Here is a 23,732-nt window from a genome sequence, read left to right as displayed (position 1 = left end):
CGCTCCCCGGGCGCACGACCGGCGTACGCCTCAGGCGAGCCGCACGACGGCGCGGGACAGCCCCAGCACCTTCTTCTCGTCGCACATGGCCACCAGGTCCACGCGAACCAAGTTGTCCTCCAGCTTGGCCCCGACCTTGGCGCTGACCTCGATCAGCGCGCCCTCGTCGTCGTTGGGCACGACGACCGGCTTGGTGAACCGCACCCCGTAGTCGACGACCGCGCCCGGATCGCCGGCCCAGTCCGTGACCACGCGGATCGCCTCGGCCATCGTGAACATGCCGTGCGCGATCACATCCGGCAGCCCGACCTCGCGCGCGAACTTCTCGTTCCAGTGGATCGGGTTGAAGTCGCCCGACGCACCCGCGTACTGCACGAGCGTCGCCCGCGTCACCGGGAACGACCGCGCGGGCAGTTCCGTACCGACCTCGACCGACTCGTAAGAGACCTTCGCCGTCATCACGCCTCCTCGGCGGCGCGCGCCACCAGCTTCGTCAACGCCGTCACGACCAGCTCACCGGCCTCGTCGTGCACATCCCCGCGGATGTCCAGAACATCGTTGCCCGCCAGGGACTTGATGCTCTCGATCGTCGACGTGACCGTCAGCCGGTCCCCCGCCCGCACCGGACGCACGTACGAGAACTTCTGGTCACCGTGCACCACCCGGCTGTAGTCCAGGCCCAGCTGCGGGTCCTGCACCACTTCCCCGGCGGCCCGGTGGGTGATCGAGAAGACGAAGGTGGGCGGCGCGATCACGTCGGGGTGGCCCAGTGCGCGGGCGGCCTCCACATCGACGTAGGCCGGATGGGCGTCGCCCACCGCCTCGGCGAACTCTCGGATCTTCTCCCGGCCGACCTCGTACGCCGGGGTGGGCGGATAGGTCCGCCCCACGAAGGACTGGTCGAGCGCCATGAGCTCGCTACCTCCTGATGGAAAGACGTGGAAAGACGAAGCGGGGGCGCCCCCGTGCGGGGGACGACCCCGTACAACGACACGAGGCCGCCCCCAGAGGGGACGGCCTCGTGTACGAGCCTGATTCAGCGCGTTTCGCGGTGCGCGGTGTGCGAGTTGCAGCGCGGGCAGTGCTTCTTCATCTCAAGACGGTCCGGGTTGTTACGCCGGTTCTTCTTGGTGATGTAGTTCCGCTCCTTGCACTCCACGCAGGCCAGCGTGATCTTCGGGCGGACGTCGGTGGCAGCCACGTGAGTGCTCCTTGGACGGACGGATGGACGGATGAACGCATAAAAGAGTAGCCGATCGAAGGACCGACCCAACAATCGGCTACCGTTAGTAGCGGTGACCGGACTTGAACCGGTGACACAGCGATTATGAGCCGCTTGCTCTACCGACTGAGCTACACCGCTTTGACGATGAGTCACCCCGCCGAAGCGGGGTTTCCCCATCACCAGAGCCCCAATGCGGAATCGAACCGCAGACCTTCTCCTTACCATGGAGACGCTCTACCGACTGAGCTATTGGGGCGAGCGATGAAGACATTACACGGTCCTGGGCCGGTTGCCCAAATCCGTTTCGGTAGCGTCCCCCGGGCCCCTCTCCGGCCCCGCCCACACCCCCTGATCAGGCCTTGATCCAGCCCGCATCGCCTTCCGGACCGGACGTCGCCCGGGGCCGGAAAAGGCCCACCGGTACGACTATTGCGCTCCTCCCGGAAGCCGCCGTGCCAGGCGTCGCGGACCCGGCCATGATCGACGAGACCCCGGAAGGCGTCCCGCCGGCCAGCCGGCACGACCGGCAGGACGCCCCCTGCGACAAGACACCCCTCAAGACCCGGCCCACTACTCCGCGTGATCTTGCACCCCGCCCCCTTAACACCCCCTTTCAGGAGCGCGATGCCCGACAGCCAGCCGCGGCGGCCCGACGACAACGCGCCCGACAGCGCCGACGCGGCCACCACCGCCGACACCCCCGCCCTCGTCCTCAGCGGCGCCCGCCTCACCGACGGCCGCACCGTCGACGTACGCCTCAGCGGCAGCCGCATCGAGGCCGTCGGGACCCCGGGGAGCCTCACCGGCCGGGGCTCCCGCATCGACCTCCGGGGCTATCTCCTGCTCCCCGCCCCCGCCGAACCCCACGCCCACAGCGACACCGCGCTCACCGCGGACAGCGCGGCCCCCGACAGCCCCGGGCCCGCCTCCCACCGCACCGAGGACATCCAGCGCCGCGCCACCGAGGCGGCGCTCCTCCAGCTCGGCCACGGCGCGACCGCCCTGCGCACCCACGTCCGCATCGGCGACGTCCAGGGCCTCGCCCCGCTCGAAGCCGTCCTACAGGCCCGGCGCTCCCTGCGCGGCCTCACCGACCTCACACCCGTCGCGGTCCCCCGCCTGCTCACCGGCATCGCCGGGGCGGACGGCCTCGCGATGCTCCGCGACGCGGTGAAGATGGGCGCTGCGGTCGTCGGCGGCCGCCCCGACCTCGACCCGGACCCCATCGGCTACACCGAGGCCGTCCTGGAGGTCGCCGCCGAGCACGGCTGCCCGGTGGACCTGCACACCGACGCCGACGACCCCGCCCGGCTGGGCCGGCTCGCCGCCATGGCCGCCGGACTGCGCCCCGGCGTCACGCTCGGCCCCTGTTCGGGACTGGCCCATCTGCCCCTGGACATCGCCGCCCGCGCCGCCGACCAGCTCGCCGCCGCCGGGATCACCGTCGTCTGCCTGCCCCAGGGCGGCTGCACCGGCGCGGAACGCCGTACGACCGCCCCCGTACGCCTCCTGCGCTCCGCCGGCGTACGCCTCACGGCGGGCAGCGGGGCGCTGCGCGACACCGCGAACCCGGTCGGCCGCGGCGACCCCCTCGAAGCGGCGTACCTCCTCGCCTCGCAGATCGGACTGCGCGCCGAACAGGCGTACGCGATGGTCTCCGCCACCGCCCGCGCCGCCCTCGGTCTGCCCAGCGTGTACGTCGAGGCGGGCTTCCCGGCCGAACTCCTCGCCGTACGGGGCGAACGGCTCTCCGCCGCACTCTCCCTCGCCTACAGCCGCATCGTCATCCACCGCGGCCGCGTCGTCGCCCGCACCAGCGCCGTACGCGAGTACTGCGACTCCGATCCGGACTCCGACGCCGCCACGGGCCCCGGCCTCCCGCGCCAGGGGCGACCCGACTCCGGTACAGGGCCCAGGAACTGAGCGGGAGGCTGCCTCCGGGCGTACGGTCGGAGGTATGCGCATTGTCATCGCAGGTGGACACGGACAGATCGCACTGCGGCTGGAGCGGCTGCTCGCCGCACGCGGGGATGAAGCCGTAGGGATCATCCGCAACCCCCAGCAGAGCCAGGACCTCATCGAAGCCGGCGCCCAACCCGCCGTGCTGGACCTCGAATCGGCCACCGTCGAACAGACCGCGGAGGTCCTGCGCGGCGCCGACGCGGCCGTCTTCGCGGCGGGCGCGGGGCCCAACAGCGGCACCGCCCGCAAGGACACCGTCGACCGCGCCGCGGCCGTGCTGTTCGCCGACGCGGCCGAGGCGGCGGGCGTCCGCCGCTACGTCGTCGTCTCCTCCATGGGCGCCGACCCCGAACACCCCGGCGACGAGGTCTTCGACGTCTACCTGCGGGCCAAGGGCGCCGCCGACGCCGACGTGCGCTCCCGTACCGCGCTGGACTGGACGATCCTGCGCCCCGGCATGCTCACCAGCGACGCCGGCACCGGGCGGGTCCTCCTCGCCGCGTCGACGGGCCGCGGCCCCATCCCCCGCGACGACGTGGCGGCCACGCTGCTGGAGCTGCTGGACACCCCGGCGACGGCGGGCCTCACCCTGGAGGCGATCTCGGGGAACGTGCCGGTCGCGGTGGCCGTGAAGGACGTCGCGGGCAACTGACCGGGGTCCGGGCCGGGGTCCGGAAAGGCCCGCAAGGCCCCCTTGCCGGCCCCCGGAAAGGCCACGGCAACGAGGAAGCCCCCGACCAGAAGGACTGGTCGGGGGCTTCGTTCGCGTGGCGGCGCCAGGGTTCGAACCTGGGTAGGCTGAGCCGGCAGATTTACAGTCTGCTCCCTTTGGCCACTCGGGCACACCGCCTCGAACGACGCGTCGGATCTCGTGCTGATCTCCTTGGCGACGACGTAAACAATACCTGATGGCCAGGGGTGCTCCGCCACCCGATTGTTCCGCAGCCGGAGGGGACGGTCCTTGGGCCCTCCCGTTCGGGTCGGACCGGATCCCGGCCCCCGCGGAGCCCCGTATGGCCCGAACGGAAGGGCCTAGGCTTTGCGCTGTAACCCCCAGCATTCGACGCAAGGAGCCACACGTCATGGCCGACTCCAGTTTCGACATCGTCTCGAAGGTCGAGCGGCAGGAGGTCGACAACGCCCTCAATCAGGCCGCCAAGGAGATCTCCCAGCGTTACGACTTCAAGGGCACGGGCGCCTCGATCGCGTGGTCGGGCGAGAAGATCCTGATGGAGGCGAACGGCGAGGAGCGCGTCAAGGCCATCCTCGACATCTTCCAGTCCAAGCTGATCAAGCGCGGCATCTCGCTGAAGTCGCTGGACGCCGGTGAGCCTCAGCTGTCCGGCAAGGAGTACAAGATCTTCGCCTCGATCGAGGAAGGCATCTCCCAGGAGAATGCCAAGAAGGTGGCGAAGACGATCCGCGACGAGGGCCCGAAGGGCGTCAAGGCGCAGGTCCAGGGAGACGAGCTGCGCGTCAGCTCGAAGAGCCGGGACGACCTCCAGGCCGTTCAGGCGCTCTTGAAGGGCAAGGACTTCGACTTCGCGATCCAGTTCGTGAACTACCGGTAGTCGACCGCACCGTGGGGGCACCCCGTCGAGATCGGCCTCGACGGGGTGCCCTCTCCGTTTCCGGCCCTGGGCGTGATGTCCGAATACCGCCAGTGGCCGGACGGCGGGGAGGCGCAGACTGGTCGTACGGATCGGGGGCGAACAGCGAGGCGGGACGACGGCATGACGACGATCTACGCGCGGGTGGACAGCCCGCTGGGCGAGTTGCTGCTGGTCGGCGAGGTGCCGGGCGGCGACGGTGCGGCCGGGGGCACGGGGGTCCGGTTGCGCTCGCTGTCGGTACCCGGGCAGAAGGGCGGGGCGGTCGTCCAGGACGGATGGCAGCACGCCCCTGAGGCGTTCACGGAGGTCACCGGGCAGCTGGAGGCGTACTTCACGGGGCGTTCGACACGCTTCGACGTGGCGTTCGCCCAGGGTGTGGGTACGGAATTCCAGCGCCGGGTCTGGGAGGTGCTGGAGTCGATCCCGTACGGCAGGACGGTGTCCTACGGGGAGGTCGCCGCGCAGGTCGGGGCGTCGGGCGCCGGGGTGCGTGCGGTGGGCACGGCGATCGGGCGCAATCCGTTGCTGGTCGTCCGCCCGTGCCACCGGGTGATCGGGGCGGACGGGGCCCTGCGGGGGTACGCGGGCGGGCTGGAGCGGAAGAAGTTGCTGCTGGGGCTTGAGGGTGCGGTGGGCTGAGCCGTGACCCGTGAGGTTCCGCAGGCATCGGACGGGCTCTTCCGACGGCCGCGGAGGGTTGTCGCGCCGGGCGCCGTGCATGTGCCGGAGTGGCTGCCGGTGGAGCGGCGGGCCGAACTGGTGTCGGCGTGCCGGGAGTGGGCGCGGGGTCCGGTTCCGCTGCGGCAGACGGTGCTGCCGGGTGGCGGGGTGATGTCGGTGCGGACGGTGTGCCTGGGGTGGCACTGGCAGCCGTACCGGTACGCGCGTACGGCGGACGATGTGAACGGCGCCCGGGTGGCAGCGTTCCCGGACTGGCTGGCCGATCTGGGGCGGGCGGCGGTGGCCGAGGCGTACCAGGACGAGCATGCGGCGGAGGCGTTCGCTCCGGATACCGCGTTGATCAATTTCTACGACGACGCCGCACGGATGGGGATGCACCAGGACAAGGAGGAGCGGTCGGGTGCTCCTGTGGTGTCGTTGAGCATCGGGGCGACGTGCGTGTTCCGCTTCGGGAACACGGAGGGGCGTGGACGGCCCTACACGGACGTGGAGTTGGCGTCCGGCGATCTCTTCGTCTTCGGCGGGCCGTCGCGTTACGCGTTCCACGGGGTGCCGAAGGTGTACGCGGGATCGGCCGACCCTGCGGCGGGAATGCGGGTCGGCCGATTGAACCTCACGTTGCGCGAGACCGGACTGAGCTGACCGGCGTACGGCATGGGGCTGGCGGCGGGCTGACGGCGTGCGTCAGCGGCGTTCGCGGGAGTTGCCGAACAGCAGCCGGTAGGCGATGAGCAGGACCAGCGAACCGGCGATGGCGGCGAGCCAGGTCGCCGTGTCGTAGAAGTCGTTGCTGATGGGGCGGTCGAGGAAGTGGCTGGAGAGCCAGCCTCCGACGAAGGCCCCGGCGATGCCGATGAGGGTGGTGCCGATGATGCCGCCCGGATCGCGTCCCGGGAGGAGGATTTTGGCTATGACTCCGGCGACCAGCCCGAGAATGATCCAACTGATGATGCCCATGTCGCTGCACCTACCCCTTGCTTCGTCCTGAAACCCAAGACGCGACGGGCAGGTGTTCGGTTGCACAGCGGCTCGGCAGGGCGGCCCTCCGCAGAGCGGCATCCCCCGGGGCGGTCTTCCGCAGGGAAGCACCCCCCAGGGCGGCCTTCCGCAGGGCAGCCTCCCTCACGACGGCCTCCAGTACGCGGATGTCGTCGGCGTCCTTCTCGGCGATCGGCCGGAGCCGGCGGGCCGTGCGTTGTCTGTCCACGGCGGTCGACGCTGTGCGGTCACTCTGGGATGGTCAGCCGGATTCTTCGTCTCCGCCCCGGCCTGTGGCACGCGGCCGTGCCGGACTAGCGGGTGGCGAAGGGCTGGTCCGTCGGAACGATCTCCTTGCCGAAGGGCATGAGGGAGACCGGGATCAGCTTGAAGTTGGCGATGCCCAGCGGGATACCGATGATCGTGATGCACAGGGCGATACCGGTGGTGATGTGGCCGAGGGCGAGCCACCATCCGGCGAGGATCAGCCAGAGGACGTTCCCCACGCAGGAGGGCGACCCGGCGTCCCTGCGGTCGACGACGGTGTAGCCGAACGGCCAGAGCGCGTAGACGCCGATCCGGAAGGCAGCCAGGCCGAAGGGGATGCCGATGATCGTGATGCAGAGCAGGACGCCCGCGAGCAGATAGCCGAGGAACATCCAGAAGCCGCAGAGGATGAGCCAGATGACGTTCAGGATGGTTTTCACGGGCGATGACCTGCCATCTGTTCTAGTCGGGCGATGCGCTCCGCCATCGGCGGGTGTGTCGAGAACATTCTCGCCATCCCCTGACCGGGCCGGAAGGGGTTCGCGATCATCATGTGGCTCGCGGTCTCGATCTTCGGCTCGGGCGGCAGCGGCAGCTGCTTCGTCCCGGCGTCCAGCTTGCGCAGGGCGCTGGCGAGGGCGAGCGGGTCCCCGGTGAGCTGGGCCCCGGAGGCGTCGGCCTCGTACTCACGCGAGCGGCTGACGGCGAGCTGGATGACCGAGGCGGCGAGCGGCCCCAGAATCATGATCAGGAGCATGCCGAGCAGGCCGGGGCCCTCGTCGTCGTTGGAGCGGCCCACCGGGATGAGCCAGGCGAAATTGACCAGGAACATCACGACGGAGGCGAGGGCTCCGGCCACGGACGAGATGAGGATGTCCCGGTTGTAGACGTGGCTCAGCTCATGGCCGAGGACACCGCGCAGCTCGCGTTCGTCGAGGATCTGGAGGATGCCCTCGGTGCAGCAGACGGCGGCGTTGCGCGGATTGCGGCCGGTGGCGAACGCGTTGGGCGCCTGCGTCGGGGAGATGTAGAGGCGCGGCATGGGCTGTCGGGCCGCCGTGGAGAGCTCGCGGACGATGCGGTAGAGCTGCGGGGCCTCGAATTCGCTGACGGGGCGGGCCCGCATGGCCCGCAGGGCCAGCTTGTCGCTGTTCCAGTACGCGTACGCGTTGGTGCCCAGGGCCACCAGGAGCGCGACGAACAGGCCGGTGCGTCCGAAGAAGCTGCCGATGACGATGATGAGTGCGGACAGTCCCCCGAGGAGTACGGCGGTCTTCAGCCCGTTGTGCCGGCGGTGCACGGTACGCCCTCCAAGTGGTGCAGCAGGGGAACCCTTTGCATGGTGGTGCTCCACTCCCCAGTGGAGCCTCCCGTACTGGTCAACGCCAGGCGACAGGAGCTAGTTCCCTTGTGCGTGCGGTCGGAGGGCGGGGCCGGGCGGCGTGTTCAGGCCGGTCCGGCCCCCGGGCCCGTACGGGATGGCACTGGGCCGTACGGGTGGCGGGGCGTCCTGCTTGTGGTGCGGTGGGGTCAGTGCTGCTGGACGGGGAGCTTGGTGAGGGAGAGCGCCTCGGAGTCGGGCTCGACCTCACTGGTGCAGTGACCGCAGCGGGAGGCGACGGCGGGGATCTCGCTGAAGCAGCGGGGGCAGTCGCGGAGGGCGGCCTTGATGTTGACGGCCTCCTCTTCCTCCTCCTTGGTGAAGCGGTTCTGCACCTTGGCCATGGGAACCACGACGCAGAAGTAGAGGACCGCGGCGGTGATCAGGAAGGCGATGGCGGCGCTGATGAAGAGGCCGTAGGGGAACTCCACTCCGTCGATCTCGTAGGAGGCCTTGCTGAAGTCTCCGGTGCCGCGGGTGGCGAGGCCGATCAGCGGGGTGATGAAGGCGTTGCTGAAGCCCGTGACGACAGCGGTGAAGGCGGCCCCGACCGCGAGCCCGATCGCCATCGAGATGACGTTTCCGCGCAGGATGAAGTCCTTGAACCCGTTCAGCACTGCTCTCTCTCCTCGTGTCCTGGTACGTCTTCGCCGTGTACGTGACGTACGCAGCCAAGACCTTGCCCTGAGCGGGCACACCCGGGCAAACCGATCTTGCGGGCGTCAGAAGAGGTTGACCGCGGCGAAACGCAGGACCAGCTGCGGGGCTCCGGAGAGGAGGATTCCGGCGGCCGCGGTGAGGACGAGCGCAGTGGTGAGCGGGGACGGAGCAAGGAATCGGCGGGCCTCGGAGGCCGGAATTCCGGTGGTCCGCGGGGTGCGGGCCCCGGCCGATTCCACCGTGGTTTCCGGCGTACGGAACAGGATCGCGGTCCACCGAAGGTAGTAATAGAGCGCGATCACCACGTTGACGGCCATGACCACGGCGAGCCAGCCGAGCCCCGCGTCGACGGCCGCCGAGAAGACCGCGACCTTCGCGAAGAGGCCGATGATGCCGGGCGGCAGTCCCGCCAGGCAGAGCAGGAAGAAGCCGAGGGCGAGGGCGGCGAGGGGCCGGGTCGTGTAGAGGCCCCGGTAGTCGGCGATGCGGTTGCCGGGATGCGCGCGGGCCACGAGGGCGGCGACGGCGAACGCGCCCAGGTTCACGACGGCGTACATCAGGGCGTACGCGACGGTGGAGCCGATCTGCTCGTCGCTGGAGTACGCGGCGGCCGCGATCGGGACGAGCAGGTAGCCGGCCTGGGCGACGGAGGACCAGGCGAGGAGCCGGACGGCACTGCGGGCGCGGGTGCCGTCCTGGCGGAGGGCGGCGACGTTCCCGACGGTCATGGTGAGCGCGGCGAGGACCGCGAGGGCGGGGCCCCAGACGTCGGCGTAGGAAGGGAACGCGATGACCGTGACCAGGATGATCCCCGAGAAGCCGACGGCCTTGCCGACGACGGAGAGGTAGGCGGCGATCGGGAGGGGCGCGCCGATGTAGGTGTCGGGGACCCAGAAGTGGAAGGGCGCGGCGGCGGTCTTGAAGGCGAAGCCGACGAGGGTGAGGGCGATGCCGGTCTTGGCGAGGGTGTCGAGCACCGGGGGCACGTCGGCGAGGCGGTCGGCGATCTCGGTGAGGTGCAGTGTGCCGGTGGTCGCGTACACGAAGCTGACGCCGAGCAGCATGACGGCGGTGGCGACGACGGACGAGAGGAAGAACTTCAGCGCCGCTTCGGAGGAGCGGCGGTCACCGCGCTTGATGCCGACGAGGGCGAAGGCGGGCAGTGAGGCGACTTCGAGGGCGACGACGAGGGTGGCGAGGTCGCGGGAGGCGGGCAGGAGTGCGGCGCCCGCCGCGGAGGCCAGGAGCAGGAACCAGTACTCCCCTACGGGGAGTCCGCGCGTGTCGTCGAGGGAGAGCAGGACGGTGAGGAACGCGCCGCCGAGGACGAGGGCCTGGATGACGAGGGTGAAGTGGTCGGCGGTGTAGCTGCATGCCTGGGTGCCGGTGGTGACGCAGAAGGTGGAACGGTCACCGGCGCGCATGGGGATCAGGAGTACGAGGGCGGCGGCCAGCGCGGCGAGGGTGCCGTAGCCGAGAAGCCCTTTGCGGTGCGCGGGCAGGAACAGGTCGGTGACGAGGACGAGCAGGGCGGCCAGGGCGGTGAGGGCGGGGGGCGCGATGGCGAGCCAGTCGATGGTCTGGACGACGCTGGGGGCGGTGTCGGCCGCCGCGGCGAGGGCGCCCGGGGCGGTGCTGAGGTCCGCGGTCACGACTTGCCTCCTGCGAGGAGCTTCTGCACGGCCGGGTCGGTGAGGCCGAGGAGGACGGCGGGCCAGAGCCCGGCGAGGACGGTGAGGGCGGCGAGCGGGGTCCAGGCGGCGGCTTCGTAGCTCTGGATGTCGGCGAGCTGCGGGGTGGCGGCCGGCCGGGCCCCGGCGGTGCCGGTCGGCCGGGCCGCGTCGGCCGTCTGCGGGGACGGGGCGCTGGGCGAGAGCTGGGAGTGGGGCGTGTGCTCGCCCATGCAGACGCGGCGGACGACGATGAGCATGTACGCGGCGGTGAGCAGGGTGCCGAACGCGCCGATGGCCATGAAGGTGCGGAACGCGGGGCGGCTGAGGCCTTCGGCGGGGCTGTACGCGCCGAACAGCGTCAGCATCTCGCCCCAGAATCCGGCAAGTCCGGGCAGGCCGAGCGAGGCGACGGCGGCGAACGCGAGAAGCGCGCCGAGGCGGGGGGCGCGGCCGTAGAGAGCGGCTCCGGTGGCGCCGGCGAGGGTGTCGAGGTCGGCGGTCCCGTAACGGTCCTTGACGGCGCCGACCAGGAAGAACAGCAGGCCGGTGATGAGTCCGTGGGCGATGTTGGCGAAGAGCGCGCCGTTGACTCCGGTGGGGGTCATGGTGGCGATGCCGAGCAGCACGAAGCCCATGTGGCCGACGGAGGAGTATGCGATGAGCCGCTTGAGGTCGCCCTTCGCGCCGGTACGGGCCAGGGCCAGGCAGGCGAGGGATCCGTAGACGATGCCGACGACGGCGAACGCGGCGAGGTAGGGCGCGAAGGTGCGCATGCCGTCGGGGGCGATGGGGAGCAGGATCCGGACGAATCCGTACGTTCCCATCTTCAGCAGGACGCCCGCGAGGAGCACGGACCCGACGGTGGGGGCGGCGGTGTGGGCGTCGGGGAGCCAGCTGTGCAGGGGCCACATCGGGGTCTTCACGGCGAGGCCGATGCCGATCGCGAGAACGGCGATGACCTGCACGGATGCGGTGAGGCCACGGCCGTTGTCAGTGGCGAGTGCCACCATGTCGAAGGTGCCGCTCTTCAGTCCGATGAGGAGGAGGCCCAGCAGCATGACGACCGAGCCGAGCAGCGTGTAGAGGATGAACTTCCAGGCGGCGGCCTGCCGCTGGTCACCGCCCCAGCGGGCGATGAGGAAGTACATCGGGATGAGGACCATCTCGAAGGCGAGGAAGAAGAGCAGCAGGTCGAGGACGGCGAAGGTGGCGAGGGTGCCGGATTCCAGGACGAGGACGAGGGCGACGAAGGCCTTCGGCGAGGGGCCCGCGGGCGGCTTGAAGTAGCTGTACAGCGCGCAGAGGAAGGTCAGCAGCGCGGTCAGGAGCAGGAGGGGGAGCGAGATGCCGTCGATGCCGAGGTGGATGCGGACGTCGAGCGCCGGGATCCAGCTGATGTCGGTGGTCGCCTGCATCGTGGCGGGGTGGTCGTGGTCGAAGCCGACGGCCAGGACGATCGCGGCGATGAGCACGGCGCCGGTGACGGTCACGCTGTGGCGGAGCACGGCCTGGTCGGGGTTCTTGCCCTTGAGCCCGGGCGGGGCGGGAAGCAGGGCCGCGACGGCGCCGAGGAGCGGGGCGACGACGACGAACGCGAGAAGGAACTGCATCACGGACGGGCTGATATCGATCACGGTCACGACCCCGCGTTGACGTTGGCGAAGACGACGGCGGCGATCGCCAGGACGAGGGACCCGGCGAGCAGGGCGCCGACGTAGGTCTGCACGTTGCCGGTCTGGGCCCGCCGGACGGCGGTGCCGAGGAGGCGGGTGGCGGCGCCCGATCCGTTGACATAGGTGTCGACGACCGTGCGGTCCAGGAAGCGGACGAGGCGGGCGGCGGCCTGGACGGGCCGGACGAACAGCGCCGCGTACAGGGCGTCCAGATGGAAGCCGGTGACCGCGTGGCGGTGGAGCGGGCCGAGGAGCAGCCTGCCGGGGTCGGCTGGGTCGGCGGCGTCCGCGATGGTGCCGTAGGCGGCGGTGTGGGACGTCATGGCCTCGGCTTCGACGAGGGCGGGTTCGGCGCCGGGGTGGGCGGCGACGGCGCCGATCGGGGTGCGGGCGGCCAGCGCGGTGGTGTGCCGCCACGCGCCGTAGGTGACGAGGCCGCCGACGAGGGTGACGCCGGTGGACAGGACGGCGGTGGTGAGGGTCGGTGTGAGGGCGTGTCCGTCGAACCAGTCGCCGATCGTGCCCACTGTGAGCCCGAAGGCGATGGTGGGGACGGCCAGGATCCACAGGACGGAGGTCATGGCGGCGGGCTGCCTGCCGTGGTCGGGCACTTCGGCCCCCCGGCCGCGGAAGGCGAGGAGCCAGAGGCGTACGGCGTAGGCGGCGGTGAGGACGGCGGCGAGGAGTCCGCCGACCAGGATCGTCCAGCCCGCGGCGGCCGGGGCGACGGTCCGGTCTCCGAGGGCGGTGTGCTCGGCGGCGACGAGAACGGCTTCCTTGGAGAAGAAGCCGGCGAACGGCGGGATGGCGGCCAGCGCGAGGAGGGCGACCGTCATCGTCCAGTAGGCGTCCGGGATACGGCGGGCGAGGCCGCTCATGCGGGACATGGCGGCGAGTGAGTTGGTGCCCGCGGCGTGGATGACGACACCGGCGGCGAGGAAGAGGACGGCCTTGAAAGCACCGTGCGAGATGAGGTGGAAGACGGCGGCCCCGCGGTCACCTACGGCCAGGGCGCCCGACATGTAGCCGAGCTGCCCGATCGTCGAGTAGGCGAGGACCCGCTTGATGTCGTCCTGGGCGAGGGCGGCGAGCCCGGACCCGATCATCGTGACGGCCGCCATTACGGCGAGGACGACGAGCGCGGCACCGGAGGCGGCGAAGACGGGCAGCAGGCGGGCCACGAAGTAGATACCGGCGGCGACCATCGTCGCGGCGTGGATGAGCGCGGAGACGGGGGTGGGACCGGCCATCGCATCAGGCAGCCACGTGTGCAGGGGGAACTGCGCGGACTTGCCCGCGACGCCCGCGAGGAGCAGCAGCGCGATGAGGGTGGGGTGGTCGAGTCCGCCGGTGGTGACGGCGGCGAGGATCTTGGTGATGCGGAAGCTGCCGGTGTCGGCGGCGAGGGCGAACAGGCCGATCAGGAAGGGGACGTCGCCGAGTTTGGTGACCAGAAACGCCTTGAGGGAGGCGGCGCGGGCTTCGGGCGTCTCCCAGTAGTGGCCGACGAGGAAGTACGAGCAGATGCCCATGATCTCCCAGCCGACCAGGAGCACCATCAGGTCGCCGGAGTAGACGACCAGGAGCATCGCGGCGGTGAAGAGGGAGACGAGGGCGGCGTAGGAGGGGTAGCGGGCGTCGTCGCGGAGGTAGGCCGTGGAGTAGAGCTGTACGCAGGTGGCGACGAGCCCGACGAGGACGGCGACCAGGACCGCGAAGCCGTCCAGGTGGAGGGCCAGGTCGATGGGGACCGAGCCGGTGGGGGTGAGCTGCGTCGCGGCGTCGATGGCGCGTCCGCCGCCCTGGCGGACGGCGACGATCACCGCGATGACGGCTGCGGTCAGCGTCGGGAGGATCGCCAGGGGCCGGACGAAGCCGGGGGCGCTGCGGCCTACGGCGAGTCCGGCGACGGCTCCGAGGAAGGGGAGGAGCGGGACGAGGGCGGCGAGGGTCGTGGTGGTCACGCGGTGGCCTCTGCGTTCGTGGAGTTCCCTGCCGTTTCGGCGTCACCGGCCCCGGCGGTGTCGTGGCTCTCGGCCGTGTCGCGGAGGCGGTCGATGTCGGAGGTGCCCCGGTTGCGGTAGACGGCCAGGACGATCGCCAGGCCGATACCGATCTCGGCGGCGGCGATGGCGATGGTGAAGAGCGTGAGGGCCTGACCGGAGTGGAGGGTGTCGCGGAGCCAGACGTCGAAGGCGACGAGGTTGAGGTTGACGGCGTTGAGCATCAGCTCGACGGACATCAGGACGAGGATCGCGTTGCGGCGGACGAGGACGCCGTAGAGGCCGGTGCAGAAGAGGAGGGCGGCGAGCACGGCGGGATAGGCGAGGTGCATCAGCTCTGCTCCTCCTGCCCGGGCGGAATCCCCCGGTCCGGGGCGGGCTTGTCCGGGGCCGACTTGTCAGGGGCGGACCGGACGGAGGCGTCGGCGTCGTGTTTGCGGGACAGGACGATGGCGCCGACGAGGGCCGCGAGCAGCAGCACGGAGAGCGCTTCGAAGGGCAGGACCCAGTTCCGGAACAGAAAGGCGCCGGTGACCTTCGTGGAGCCCTGGGCCGGTCCTTCGAGGTCGATCCAGGTGGTGCGGAAGGCGTCGACCACGACCCAGACGAGAGCGGCCGCCGCGGCGAGGGCTACGCCGAGAGCGACCCACCGGTTGCCCGAATCGGCGTCCGGGGAACGGCCGATGGGGGCCCGGGTGAGCATCAGCCCGAACAGCAGGAGGACGACGATGGAACCGACGTAGATCAGGACCTGCACCCAGGCGATGAACTCCGCCGTGAGCAGGAGGTACTCGACGGCCAGTCCGCCGAGAGCGACGACGAGCCAGAGGGCGGCGTGCACGAGCTGCTTGGTCGTGACGGTGATGACGGCGGCGCCGAGGGTGGCGAGGCCGACGAGGACGAAGGCGATCTCGACGCCGGACGGGGAGAGGAAACCGGGGTGTTCGCCGGCGGCCAGGGTGTTCGTCACGGCGGTGGACACCGTGCTCAGGGGCGCGCTCGCCGCTGTGGACGTCATGGGGTTCCGCCCTTCTCCTCGGGCCTCTCCGCGGACTTCTCCTCGGACTGTTCCTGCGCGCGTTGGGCGGCGATCTTGTCCGCGGCCTTGCGGGCGGCTGCGACCTCCTTCGGCTCCTCGGCCCCGGGGTCGAGGGCGGGAGGTTCCGGCACGGTCCACATCCACTCGCGGAGCTTGTCGCGCTCGTGGGTGAGTTCGTGGATGTCCGTCTCCGCGTACTCGAACTCGGGCGACCAGAACAACGCGTCGAAGGGGCAGACCTCGATACAGATACCGCAGTACATGCAGAGGGAGAAGTCGATGGCGAAGCGGTCGAGGACGTTCCGGCTGCGCTCGCGGCCGCCGGGGGCGGCGGGTGGCACCGTCTCCTTGTGGGAGTCGATGTAGATGCACCAGTCGGGGCACTCACGGGCGCAGAGCATGCAGACCGTGCAGTTCTCCTCGAACAGCCCGATGACGCCACGGGAGCGGGGCGGGAGTTCGGGCTGTGTGTCGGGGTACTGCGCGGTGACGGACTTCTTCGTCATCGTGCGCAGGGTGACGGCGAGGCCCTTGGCCAGGCCGGATCCGGGGATCGGGGTCACTGGTTGATCGCCACCTTCACGATGCCGGTGAGCGCGATCTGCGCGAGGGCGAGGGGAACGAGGGTGGTCCAGGCGAGCTTCTGCAACTGGTCCTCACGCAGACGCGGGTAGCTGACGCGCAGCCAGATGACGACGAACGCGAGAAGGGCGGTCTTGAGGAGGGTCCAGAGCCAGCCGAGTCCATCGGCACCGAACGGGCCGTGCCAGCCGCCGAGGAAAAGGACTGTGGTCAGGGCGCACAGGATGACGATGCCCGCGTACTCGGCGAGGAGGAACAGGGCGAAGCGCAGCCCCGTGTACTCGGTGTACGCGCCGAAGATGATCTCGGAGTCGGCGACGGGCATGTCGAACGGGGGGCGCTGGAGCTCGGCGAGACCGGCGACGAAGAAGACCAGGGCTCCGGCGATCTGCCAGGGCAGCCACCACCACTCGAACGCGTCGAGGATGCCGGTGAGCGAGACCGTACCGGCCGCCATGGCGACGGAAGCTGCGGCGAGGAGCATCGGCAGCTCGTAGGAGAGCAGTTGCGCGGCGGTGCGGAGGCCCCCGAGGAGGGAGAACTTGTTGGCCGACGCCCAGCCCGCCATGAGCGAGCCGAGGACGCCGATGCCCATGACGGCGAGCACGAAGAAGATGCCCGCGTCAATGGCTTGGACGACCGCGCCCTCGCCGGGGCCGACGGGGATGACCGCGAGGACCAGGAGGTACGGGAGGAGGGCGACGGCGGGGGCGAGCTGGAAGACGCGGCGGTCGGCGGCGGCCGGGACCACGTCCTCCTTCTGCGCGAACTTCACGCCGTCCGCGACGAGCTGGGCCCAGCCGTGGAAGCCGCCCGCGTACATCGGGCCCAGTCGGCCCTGCATATGGGCCATCACCTTGTGCTCGGTCTGGCCCACGAGGAGCGGGGCGACCAGGAACACGCCGAAGACGATGGCCAGGCGGAGGGCGACGTCGAGAACGTCGTTCACTCGGTATCGCCTCCGGCGGGGTGGTCTGGGTCGGGGCTGGGGCTGGGGTCGTCGGGGTCAGGGGGCGCGGTGGGGTGGGGCTTGGCTTCCGGGGTCGGGGCCTCTGGAGTCGGGACCTCCGGGGTCGGGGCCCCTGGACTCGGGGTCTCCGGGGTGGGGGCCTCCGAAGTCGGGCCGCTGCGCGGGGCTTCTCCCGCACCCGCCCCTTCCCGAACCGGAGGCTCCGCCCCCGGGCCCCCGCTCCTCAAGCGCCGGTGAGGCTGAGGGACGTCCGGGAGCGCGGCCTCGGGGTCCTCGAACGCCGGTTGGGCGTCATGCCAAGGGGCGTCTGTGCTGCGCACCCGGGGCGGCGGCGCAGGCGCGGCGCCGGAAGCGTCCGGGGCGGGCCGCTGGCTGGCCGAACCCTCCGACGCGGAACGGGAACGGCGGGCCGGGCGCGCGGCGGGCGCCGAAGGCGTCGCGGGAGCATCCGGCACCGGCCCCTGACCGGCCGAGGCATCCGCCGACGCTCCCGGCTCCGGCCGCTGGCTCGCCGAACCCTCCGACGCCGAACGGGAACGGCGCGGGCGGGTCGCCGGGGGTGGGGGCGAGGGTTCCGGGGCCGGGGCCTCCGCAGGTGCGGGGGCTCCCGGAGAGCTGGGGTCCGTGGTCGGCATGGGGCGTTGGGCGGCGGAGCCCTCACTCGCGCTGCGGGTGCGGCGGGGCGGGCGGTCGGTTGTGGCGCGGGCCCCTCGGGCCGGGCGGGCGGCGGCAGGGGGGAGCTGGCCCTTCAGGGGGCCCCACTCGTTCGGGTCGGGGACGCCGGGCGGGAGCATCGCGCGGCGCTTGGGGCCGCTGTGGCCCTCCGCCGGCTCCCCCGGTTCCTTCGCCCCGGGCCAGGCCTTGGCGACCCGGGCCGCCAGGACGAAGTCCTTGCGCAGCGGGTGGCCCTCGAAGCCCTCCGGCAGCAGCAGCGGGACGAGATGGGGGTGGCCCTCGAAGGAGACGCCGAACATCTCGTGCGTCTCGCGCTCGTGCCACGCCGCGCCCGCGTAGACGTCGATGGCGGTGGGCAGGACGGCCGCGCCGTGCGGCACGGTCGTCCGTACCATCAGCCGCCGGACCGTCCCCGTGCCCAGGGCCGCGACATGGGCGCAGACGCGGAAGCCGACGCCGGGTTCGTCCACGGCGCTGAGCCAGTCGAAGTAGCTGCAGCCAAGCTCGTCGCGGGCGGTCCGCAGGGCGGTGATCCAGGCGGAGGCGGGGACGTCGACGGTGAGCAGGTCGTAGGCCGCCTCCGCTGTGGCCTCCCCGCCGAACAGCTCCGTCACGGCGTCCGGCAGCCGGTCGTAGGCCTCGGCGGCGGACGGTGCGTGCTGCTGACTCTGGTCGTGGTCGGTCATTGCTGCCCCTCCCCCGCTGACGGACCCGGCGTCACGCCTGGCGTCACGCCCGGCGGCGAACCCGGTGGCGTCGGCGCGGCGACCAGGCCGCTGCGCAGGGCTGCGGTGGACGTTCCGCCGCCGGAGTTGCCGGCGACAGCGGCGGTCCCGGCGACCTCCGGTGCGTACCGCTCCGCCAGGGACTCGCGGGCGATCTTCTCCTGGAGCTTGAGGATGCCCTGGAGCAGCGCCTCGGGGCGGGGCGGGCAGCCGGGTACGTACACATCGACGGGGATGATCTGGTCGACGCCCTTGGTGACGGAGTACGAGTCCCAGTAGGGGCCGCCGCAGTTGGAGCAGGCGCCGAAGGAGATGACGTACTTCGGTTCGGGCATCTGCTCGTACAGGCGCTTCACGGCCGGGGCCATCTTGTCCGTCACCGTGCCGGAGACGATCATGAGGTCGGCCTGACGGGGGCCGGGGGCGAAGGGGATCACGCCGAGCCGGATGAAGTCGTGACGCGCCATGGAGGCGGCGATGAACTCGATGGCGCAGCAGGCGAGTCCGAAGTTGAAGACCCAGAGGCTGTAGCGGCGGCCCCAGTTGAGGACCACCTTCATCGGCTCCGGCGCGAGCCGGGAGAGCACGCCGAGGCGCTTCGGCTCGGGGAGAAGCACCGGGTCGGACGGGGGCGCGGGCTGCTGCGATGCGGGCTGCTGCGGCGCGGGCTGCTGCGATGCGGAGGTCGGCCGACTCGTCAGGCCCATGCGAGGACGCCCTTCTTCCATGCGTAGAGCAGTCCCACGGCCAGGAAGCCGAGGAAGATGAACATCTCGATCAGCGTCGTCGCGCCGTATCCGGGAGCCGCGAACACCGTGGCCCAGGGAAACAGGAAGATGGAGTCGACTGCGAAGATCACATACAGGAACGCGTAGACGTAGTAGCGGACCTGAGTGTGCGCCCAGCCCTCGCCGACCGGGTCGACGCCGCATTCGTACGTGAGGAGCTTCTCCGGCGTGGGGACGACGGGCCGCAGGAGGCGACCGGCCCCGAAGGCCACGGCGACGAACAGGACACCGACCAGCGCGAGCAGGCCGATCACCGAGTAGCTCTGGAAGTAATCCGATGCGAGAGCGGTGGGTCCGTCGACCGCCACGCCGGTCACTCCGGTCATGTCCGCCACGTCGGCCACGTCCGCCCCTCGCTCCCTCGTCGCCCGCGCCTGTCCCATATATCTGTACGCACGGGAGTCTAGGGCCTGCTAAACGGAGCGTAAGCAGCCGCGTCGGGCATCAGGTGGGGTTATCCCTACTTCACCCCACCCATGAGCCCCATGGCGTGCGCCGAGGCGGCCCGGCAGGCTGTCGGTATGACCATGACCCCTCCCGTGCCGGGCCCCTCACCCCTGCCACCTGCCCGATTCGCCCTCGACCGGTGGACCTGGCGGGAGGTCGGATATCTGCTCGCCAATCTGCCGCTGGCCGTCGTCGGGTTCGTCTGCACGGTCCTCGTGATCGCTTTCGGTGCGGGCCTGTCCGTCACGGTGGTCGGCCTGCCGCTGCTCGTCGGCGGGCTCCGGGCCGCCCGGCTGCTGGGACGGTTGGAGCGTCGGCGGGCCCGGTCGATGCTGGGCGTACAGGTCGATGAGCCGAGCCCGTTGGCACACGCCCCCCGTGGGGAGGGTGTCTTCAGCCGGTTGTGGTCGGGGCTGAAGGACCCGGTGGGCTGGCGGTCGTTGTTGTACGGGTTCATCCGGCTGCCGTGGGGCGTGCTGACGTTCGCGCTGACGCTGGTGAGCCTGTTCGTGCTGTGGCCGGTGCTCCCCTTCATCACACGAGGGCTGACGACGGTGGACCGGGCCATGGTGCGCGGGCTGCTGTCGCCCTCGGACGAGCTGGAGCGGCGGATCGCGGAGCTGGAATCGGACCGGGGCGTGGTCGTGGACACCGCCGCCGCCGACCTGCGCCGCATCGAACGCGACCTCCACGACGGCGCCCAGGCCCGACTGGTCGCCCTCGCCATGGGCCTCGGGCTGGCGAAGGAGAAGCTGGCGGACGATCCCGAGGCGGCTGCCAGAATGGTCGACGAGGCCCACGGCGAGATCAAGGTGGCTCTCCAGGAGCTGCGCGACCTGGCACGAGGCATCCACCCCGCCGTCCTCACCGACCGCGGCCTCGACGCCGCCCTCTCCGCGATCGCCTCCCGCTGCACGGTCCCGGTCCAGGTGTCGGTGGAGCTTCCCGGGCGGCCCGCGGAGGCGATCGAGGGCATCGCGTACTTCACCGTCTCGGAGCTCCTCCAGAACGTCAGCAAGCACAGCGGCGCGCGGTCGGCCTCCGTCGAAGTGTGGCGTACGGCGGACCGTTTGCTGATCCAGGTCACGGACGACGGGACGGGCGGGGCCCGGATGGACGGCGGTACGGGCATGGCGGGGCTCGCCGAACGGCTGGACGCGGTCGACGGGGTGTTCGTCCTGGAGTCGCCCGAGGGCGGGCCGACCACCGTCACCGCGGAGCTGCCCTGGCGCGACCGAGCCGCCTGAGCGACCTGCCACCTGGGCCACCTGCCGGGGAACGCCCTGGCCTCCCACTCCCATGGGGTGGGGAAAACCCCCGGTCGGATACGGAGAAGGGCCTCATGGTGCGGAATCCACCCGGCCAGCACTCTTGAGGGAGAACGGTCCGCGGTGACTGACGGACCTCTTCGGCACCGCACCAAGCCCCACGTACAGCCCGCTGAGAGACTGAGACAGAGACGGAACGGACGGCACTCATGGCCACGGCATACGGACCGGACACGCGGGACCGGGACCACCACGGTTCCGGCCCCGGCTTCGGGGCGAAGTCCCCGGCCAAGCACTTCCTCCCGGCGCCGCTGCGCGCTCCGCTGGAGGCCCGTGCCTGGCGCGAGCTCCTTTATGTGCTGCTGAGCTTCCCGCTCAGCACGGTGATGTTCGTCTTCGCGGTCACCATGACGTCGCTGAGCGCGGGCCTGCTGATCACCTTCATAGGAATTCCGGTCCTCGCGGCCGGTCTCGCCGTCTGCCGGGGGTTCGGCGCGCTGGAGCGGCACCGGGCGCGCGGGCTGCTGGGGGTGGAGGTCGCTGATCCTGAGCGTGTGCGGGGGAAGACCGGTGGCCCGATGTCGTGGATGGGCGCGGTCCTCAAGAGCGGGGTGTCCTGGCGGCACCTGCTGTACACCCTGCTGCACTTCCCGTGGGCGGTGTTCACGTTCACGGTCGCGGTGGCGTTCTGGACGTACGGCCTGATGGCGCTGACCTATCCGCTGTGGCACTGGATCTTCCCGGTGTTCGTGGGAAGCGACGGCCTCCAGCTGTACGGGGACACCACCCACCGGGAGTATCTGGACTCCCCCGCCGAGCTGGCCCTGGCCGGAGCTCTGGGGCTGGTGCTGGTGCTGGTGGCGCCGTGGATCGTGCGAGGGCTGCTGACGGTGGACCGGCTGATGGTGACCGGTCTGCTAGGCCCGTCCCAGCTGGCCACCCGGGTCTCCGAGCTGGAGTCGGACCGGGGGGTGGTCGTGGACACCGCCGCCGCCGACCTGCGCCGCATCGAACGCGACCTCCACGACGGCGCCCAGGCCCGACTGGTCGCCCTCGCCATGGATCTGGGCCTGGCCAAGGAGAAGCTCGCCGACGACCCGGAGGCCGCCGCGCGGATGGTCGACGAGGCGCACGGCGAGGTGAAGGTGGCTCTCCAGGAGCTGCGCGACCTGGCACGGGGCATCCACCCCGCCGTCCTCACCGACCGCGGCCTCGACGCCGCCCTCTCCGCCATAGCCTCCCGCTGCACCGTTCCCGTGACGGTCGAAGTGGACCTGGAGTCGCGGCCGGCGCAGGCCATCGAGGGGATCGCGTACTTCACGGTCTCGGAGCTGCTCCAAAACATCAGCAAGCACTCGCGGGCGACCCGGGCCACGATCGATGTGTGGCGGGCGGGCGACCGGCTGATGCTCCAGATCACGGACAACGGCCGGGGTGGGGCCTCGGCGTCGTCGGGCAGCGGCCTGGCAGGGCTCACGGAACGGCTGGACGCCGTGGACGGGGTCCTCGTGGTCGACTCCCCGGCCGGGGGCCCGACGACGGTCACGGCGGAGCTGCCCTGGCGCGGCTGACCGCGCGGGCCGCACCCGCACGAGCTGCCCTGCCAAGACCGGTCCGCGAGCCGTCCAGGCAGAACTGAGCCGTCCAAGCCCGGGCCAGGACATCCGGGCCCAGGCCGCCCCCCGCCGACCCATGCCGCACCGGGCACGGCAGGGGCCGCACCGCCCTGGACAGGGCAGAGCCGCAACGGCCAGGACAGGGCAGGGCAGGGCAGGGCCGGAACGGCCAGGACAGGACAGGGCGACTCAGCCCCGTCGCCCGGACCGGTGCGGGCGGACCGGTCCGCCGGGGCCAGTCCGCCGGGACCGCCGTGCGTCTCCTCCCACCCACGTCCTGCCGCCGGGCCTTCGTGCCCGGCAGCAGCGCGTTTCCGGGTGCGTGCACGCCGGTCGGTCAGGGTTATCCACAGGGCCCCCACAGGCGTCCGGGTCCTGGGATGCTGGGACGGTCGGGACGCGGGGCGCAGTGGGCGGGCGCGGCGCGCGCAGTGGCGCGAAAATCGCCGGAACAGTGGGGGAACGACGTCGTGGAGAACGTGGAGAACAGGGTGCGCGTAGTCATCGCCGAGGATTCGGTCCTGCTGAGGGAAGGGCTGACCCGCCTGCTCACCGATCTCGGGCACGACGTGGTCGCGGGGGTCGGGGACGCCGAGGCACTGCTCAAGACCGTGGCGGATCTCGATGCCCGCGAGGAGCTGCCCGATGTGGTGGTGGCCGATGTACGGATGCCGCCGACACACACGGACGAGGGCGTGCGGGCGGCGGTGCGGCTGCGGAAGGACTATCCGGACATCGGGGTCCTGGTCCTTTCGCAGTATGTCGAGGAGCAGTACGCCACCGAGTTGCTGGCGGGCAGCAGCCGGGGGGTGGGGTATCTGCTGAAGGACCGGGTGGCCGAGGTCCGAGAGTTCGTGGACGCGGTCGTTCGGGTGGCTCAGGGCGGCACGGCGCTGGACCCGGAAGTGGTGGCGCAGCTGCTGGGCCGCAGCCGTAAGCAGGACGTGTTGGCGGGGCTCACACCGCGTGAGCGCGAGGTTCTCGGTCTGATGGCCGAGGGCCGGACCAACTCCGCCATCGCCAAGCAGCTCGTGGTGAGTGACGGCGCGGTGGAGAAGCACGTCAGCAACATCTTCCAGAAGCTGGCGCTTTCACCGAGCGACGGGGACCACCGGCGTGTCCTCGCCGTGCTCACCTACCTGAACTCCTAAAACCACCCGCGCCCCCAGGAATCTGACACACTGTCAGATAACCAGGGGACGGGAGCGCACACAACCCTCGGAAGCATTGCGGGAGCGCCGAGGGAGGGCCGTGGAAGCGCTGCGGGGCACTGCGGGAGCGCTCCGGAGGACCACGGGTGTCCGGCGGGCGCGGGCCGGGCAGCCCTGCACACGAGAACCGGGCAGTTCCGCACACGAGAAATCGAGGGACCTAGGACTAAAGACCCAAAGCGGAACGATTCCGTCCCACGATCGGGGGGCTTGCACAAGATGTCAAACCAGGCTAAAAGGGTGTCTCAAAACAGTGTCCACCATATGATCGGTCTCCGGAGGGCGGCCCGTGCGG

At 71.0% G+C, this 23,732-nt stretch carries 25 protein-coding genes and 3 tRNA genes; 8 read left to right on the top strand and 20 right to left on the bottom strand.

Translation table 11 applies throughout. The features are described from left to right. Window positions 1-30: 30 nt before the first annotated feature. From ACZ5WC_RS05490 to ACZ5WC_RS05470, 5 genes are all read right to left on the bottom strand, one after another. The gene (locus ACZ5WC_RS05490) at window positions 31-459 is read right to left on the bottom strand and encodes a MaoC family dehydratase (protein ID WP_468539609.1); all 429 of its coding nucleotides are present in this window, start codon (window positions 457-459) and stop codon (window positions 31-33) included. Beyond that, complete coding sequence (locus ACZ5WC_RS05485) at window positions 459-911, bottom strand: FAS1-like dehydratase domain-containing protein (RefSeq protein WP_468539608.1); 453 nt, start codon at window positions 909-911, stop codon at window positions 459-461. The genes ACZ5WC_RS05490 and ACZ5WC_RS05485 overlap by 1 nt, the downstream gene beginning before the upstream one ends. 125 nt (window positions 912-1,036) lie before the next feature. After that, a complete protein-coding gene (rpmG, locus tag ACZ5WC_RS05480) occupies window positions 1,037-1,201 on the bottom strand; it encodes a 50S ribosomal protein L33 (RefSeq protein ID WP_003956487.1) in 165 nt (54 codons plus the stop codon). 89 nt (window positions 1,202-1,290) lie between these two features. Continuing rightward, window positions 1,291-1,363, bottom strand: a tRNA-Met gene (locus ACZ5WC_RS05475). A gap of 45 nt (window positions 1,364-1,408) precedes the next feature. Continuing rightward, window positions 1,409-1,481, bottom strand: a tRNA-Thr gene (locus ACZ5WC_RS05470). 368 nt (window positions 1,482-1,849) lie between these two features. On the opposite strand from ACZ5WC_RS05470, the gene ACZ5WC_RS05465 reads away from it, so the two are divergent. After that, a complete protein-coding gene (locus ACZ5WC_RS05465) occupies window positions 1,850-3,148 on the top strand; it encodes an amidohydrolase family protein (protein WP_468539607.1) in 1,299 nt (432 codons plus the stop codon). A 34-nt stretch (window positions 3,149-3,182) separates the two neighbouring features. Next, window positions 3,183-3,839: an NAD(P)H-binding protein gene (locus ACZ5WC_RS05460; protein WP_468539606.1), complete on the top strand. Its 657-nt coding sequence runs from the start codon at window positions 3,183-3,185 to the stop codon at window positions 3,837-3,839. A 116-nt stretch (window positions 3,840-3,955) separates the two neighbouring features. On the opposite strand, the gene ACZ5WC_RS05455 is transcribed toward ACZ5WC_RS05460, so the two are convergent. Continuing rightward, window positions 3,956-4,037, bottom strand: a tRNA-Tyr gene (locus ACZ5WC_RS05455). 232 nt (window positions 4,038-4,269) lie between these two features. On the opposite strand from ACZ5WC_RS05455, the gene ACZ5WC_RS05450 reads away from it, so the two are divergent. The 3 genes from ACZ5WC_RS05450 to ACZ5WC_RS05440 all read left to right on the top strand — a co-directional run bounded on the left by ACZ5WC_RS05450 (window position 4,270) and on the right by ACZ5WC_RS05440 (window position 6,123). Beyond that, entirely contained in the window at window positions 4,270-4,758 is a 489-nt protein-coding gene (locus ACZ5WC_RS05450; protein ID WP_468539605.1) for a YajQ family cyclic di-GMP-binding protein, read from the top strand. A 162-nt stretch (window positions 4,759-4,920) separates the two neighbouring features. After that, window positions 4,921-5,439, top strand: a complete 519-nt coding sequence (locus tag ACZ5WC_RS05445; protein ID WP_468539604.1) for a methylated-DNA--[protein]-cysteine S-methyltransferase — start codon at window positions 4,921-4,923, stop codon at window positions 5,437-5,439. Window positions 5,440-5,442: 3 nt separating this feature from the next. After that, the gene (locus ACZ5WC_RS05440; RefSeq protein WP_468539603.1) at window positions 5,443-6,123 is read left to right on the top strand and encodes an alpha-ketoglutarate-dependent dioxygenase AlkB family protein; all 681 of its coding nucleotides are present in this window, start codon (window positions 5,443-5,445) and stop codon (window positions 6,121-6,123) included. 42 nt (window positions 6,124-6,165) lie between these two features. Here ACZ5WC_RS05440 and ACZ5WC_RS05435 read toward each other — a convergent pair whose 3' ends face one another. From ACZ5WC_RS05435 to ACZ5WC_RS05370, 14 genes are all read right to left on the bottom strand, one after another. Then, complete coding sequence (locus ACZ5WC_RS05435) at window positions 6,166-6,438, bottom strand: GlsB/YeaQ/YmgE family stress response membrane protein (protein WP_096624990.1); 273 nt, start codon at window positions 6,436-6,438, stop codon at window positions 6,166-6,168. Between the two features lie 335 nt (window positions 6,439-6,773). Then, a complete protein-coding gene (locus ACZ5WC_RS05430) occupies window positions 6,774-7,166 on the bottom strand; it encodes a YccF domain-containing protein (RefSeq protein WP_468539602.1) in 393 nt (130 codons plus the stop codon). Next, window positions 7,163-8,026, bottom strand: coding sequence for a zinc metalloprotease HtpX (gene htpX, locus ACZ5WC_RS05425; protein WP_468539601.1), 864 nt, complete (start codon window positions 8,024-8,026; stop codon window positions 7,163-7,165). Before htpX ends, ACZ5WC_RS05430 begins: the two co-directional genes overlap by 4 nt. Before the next feature lie 230 nt (window positions 8,027-8,256). Continuing rightward, complete coding sequence (gene mscL, locus ACZ5WC_RS05420; protein ID WP_468539600.1) at window positions 8,257-8,724, bottom strand: large conductance mechanosensitive channel protein MscL; 468 nt, start codon at window positions 8,722-8,724, stop codon at window positions 8,257-8,259. Window positions 8,725-8,829: 105 nt separating this feature from the next. Then, a complete protein-coding gene (locus ACZ5WC_RS05415) occupies window positions 8,830-10,419 on the bottom strand; it encodes an NADH-quinone oxidoreductase subunit N (protein ID WP_468539599.1) in 1,590 nt (529 codons plus the stop codon). Next, window positions 10,416-12,080 (bottom strand): NADH-quinone oxidoreductase subunit M, encoded by a 1,665-nt coding sequence (locus ACZ5WC_RS05410; protein ID WP_468539598.1) that lies wholly within the window; start codon window positions 12,078-12,080, stop codon window positions 10,416-10,418. Before ACZ5WC_RS05410 ends, ACZ5WC_RS05415 begins: the two co-directional genes overlap by 4 nt. Beyond that, window positions 12,077-14,077, bottom strand: coding sequence for an NADH-quinone oxidoreductase subunit 5 family protein (locus ACZ5WC_RS05405; protein ID WP_468539597.1), 2,001 nt, complete (start codon window positions 14,075-14,077; stop codon window positions 12,077-12,079). The genes ACZ5WC_RS05410 and ACZ5WC_RS05405 overlap by 4 nt, the downstream gene beginning before the upstream one ends. Further along, complete coding sequence (nuoK, locus tag ACZ5WC_RS05400; RefSeq protein WP_096624978.1) at window positions 14,074-14,448, bottom strand: NADH-quinone oxidoreductase subunit NuoK; 375 nt, start codon at window positions 14,446-14,448, stop codon at window positions 14,074-14,076. Before nuoK ends, ACZ5WC_RS05405 begins: the two co-directional genes overlap by 4 nt. Beyond that, on the bottom strand, window positions 14,448-15,134 hold the full coding sequence (locus ACZ5WC_RS05395) for an NADH-quinone oxidoreductase subunit J family protein (RefSeq protein WP_468539596.1): 687 nt from the start codon (window positions 15,132-15,134) through the stop codon (window positions 14,448-14,450). Before ACZ5WC_RS05395 ends, nuoK begins: the two co-directional genes overlap by 1 nt. Next, a complete protein-coding gene (locus ACZ5WC_RS05390; RefSeq protein ID WP_468539595.1) occupies window positions 15,131-15,718 on the bottom strand; it encodes a NuoI/complex I 23 kDa subunit family protein in 588 nt (195 codons plus the stop codon). The genes ACZ5WC_RS05395 and ACZ5WC_RS05390 overlap by 4 nt, the downstream gene beginning before the upstream one ends. Further along, window positions 15,715-16,686 (bottom strand): complex I subunit 1/NuoH family protein, encoded by a 972-nt coding sequence (locus ACZ5WC_RS05385; RefSeq protein ID WP_096624974.1) that lies wholly within the window; start codon window positions 16,684-16,686, stop codon window positions 15,715-15,717. Before ACZ5WC_RS05385 ends, ACZ5WC_RS05390 begins: the two co-directional genes overlap by 4 nt. Then, on the bottom strand, window positions 16,683-18,068 hold the full coding sequence (locus ACZ5WC_RS05380; protein ID WP_468539594.1) for an NADH-quinone oxidoreductase subunit C: 1,386 nt from the start codon (window positions 18,066-18,068) through the stop codon (window positions 16,683-16,685). The genes ACZ5WC_RS05385 and ACZ5WC_RS05380 overlap by 4 nt, the downstream gene beginning before the upstream one ends. Then, a complete protein-coding gene (locus ACZ5WC_RS05375; protein WP_468539593.1) occupies window positions 18,065-18,814 on the bottom strand; it encodes an NADH-quinone oxidoreductase subunit B in 750 nt (249 codons plus the stop codon). The genes ACZ5WC_RS05380 and ACZ5WC_RS05375 overlap by 4 nt, the downstream gene beginning before the upstream one ends. Next, window positions 18,805-19,221, bottom strand: a complete 417-nt coding sequence (locus ACZ5WC_RS05370; RefSeq protein ID WP_468539954.1) for an NADH-quinone oxidoreductase subunit A — start codon at window positions 19,219-19,221, stop codon at window positions 18,805-18,807. The genes ACZ5WC_RS05375 and ACZ5WC_RS05370 overlap by 10 nt, the downstream gene beginning before the upstream one ends. Before the next feature lie 195 nt (window positions 19,222-19,416). Here ACZ5WC_RS05370 and ACZ5WC_RS05365 point away from each other — a divergent pair, with 195 nt between their 5' ends. The 3 genes from ACZ5WC_RS05365 (at window position 19,417) to ACZ5WC_RS05355 (ending at window position 23,377) form a co-directional block, all read left to right on the top strand. Next, the gene (locus tag ACZ5WC_RS05365) at window positions 19,417-20,589 is read left to right on the top strand and encodes a sensor histidine kinase (protein ID WP_468539592.1); all 1,173 of its coding nucleotides are present in this window, start codon (window positions 19,417-19,419) and stop codon (window positions 20,587-20,589) included. Window positions 20,590-20,819: 230 nt separating this feature from the next. Then, a complete protein-coding gene (locus tag ACZ5WC_RS05360; protein ID WP_468539591.1) occupies window positions 20,820-22,181 on the top strand; it encodes a sensor histidine kinase in 1,362 nt (453 codons plus the stop codon). A gap of 536 nt (window positions 22,182-22,717) precedes the next feature. After that, on the top strand, window positions 22,718-23,377 hold the full coding sequence (locus tag ACZ5WC_RS05355) for a LuxR C-terminal-related transcriptional regulator (RefSeq protein WP_468539953.1): 660 nt from the start codon (window positions 22,718-22,720) through the stop codon (window positions 23,375-23,377). Window positions 23,378-23,732 lie beyond the last annotated feature (355 nt).

This window comes from Streptomyces sp. NPDC033165, from assembly GCF_055577965.1.
This window is presented reverse-complemented; position numbering and strand designations above follow the sequence as displayed.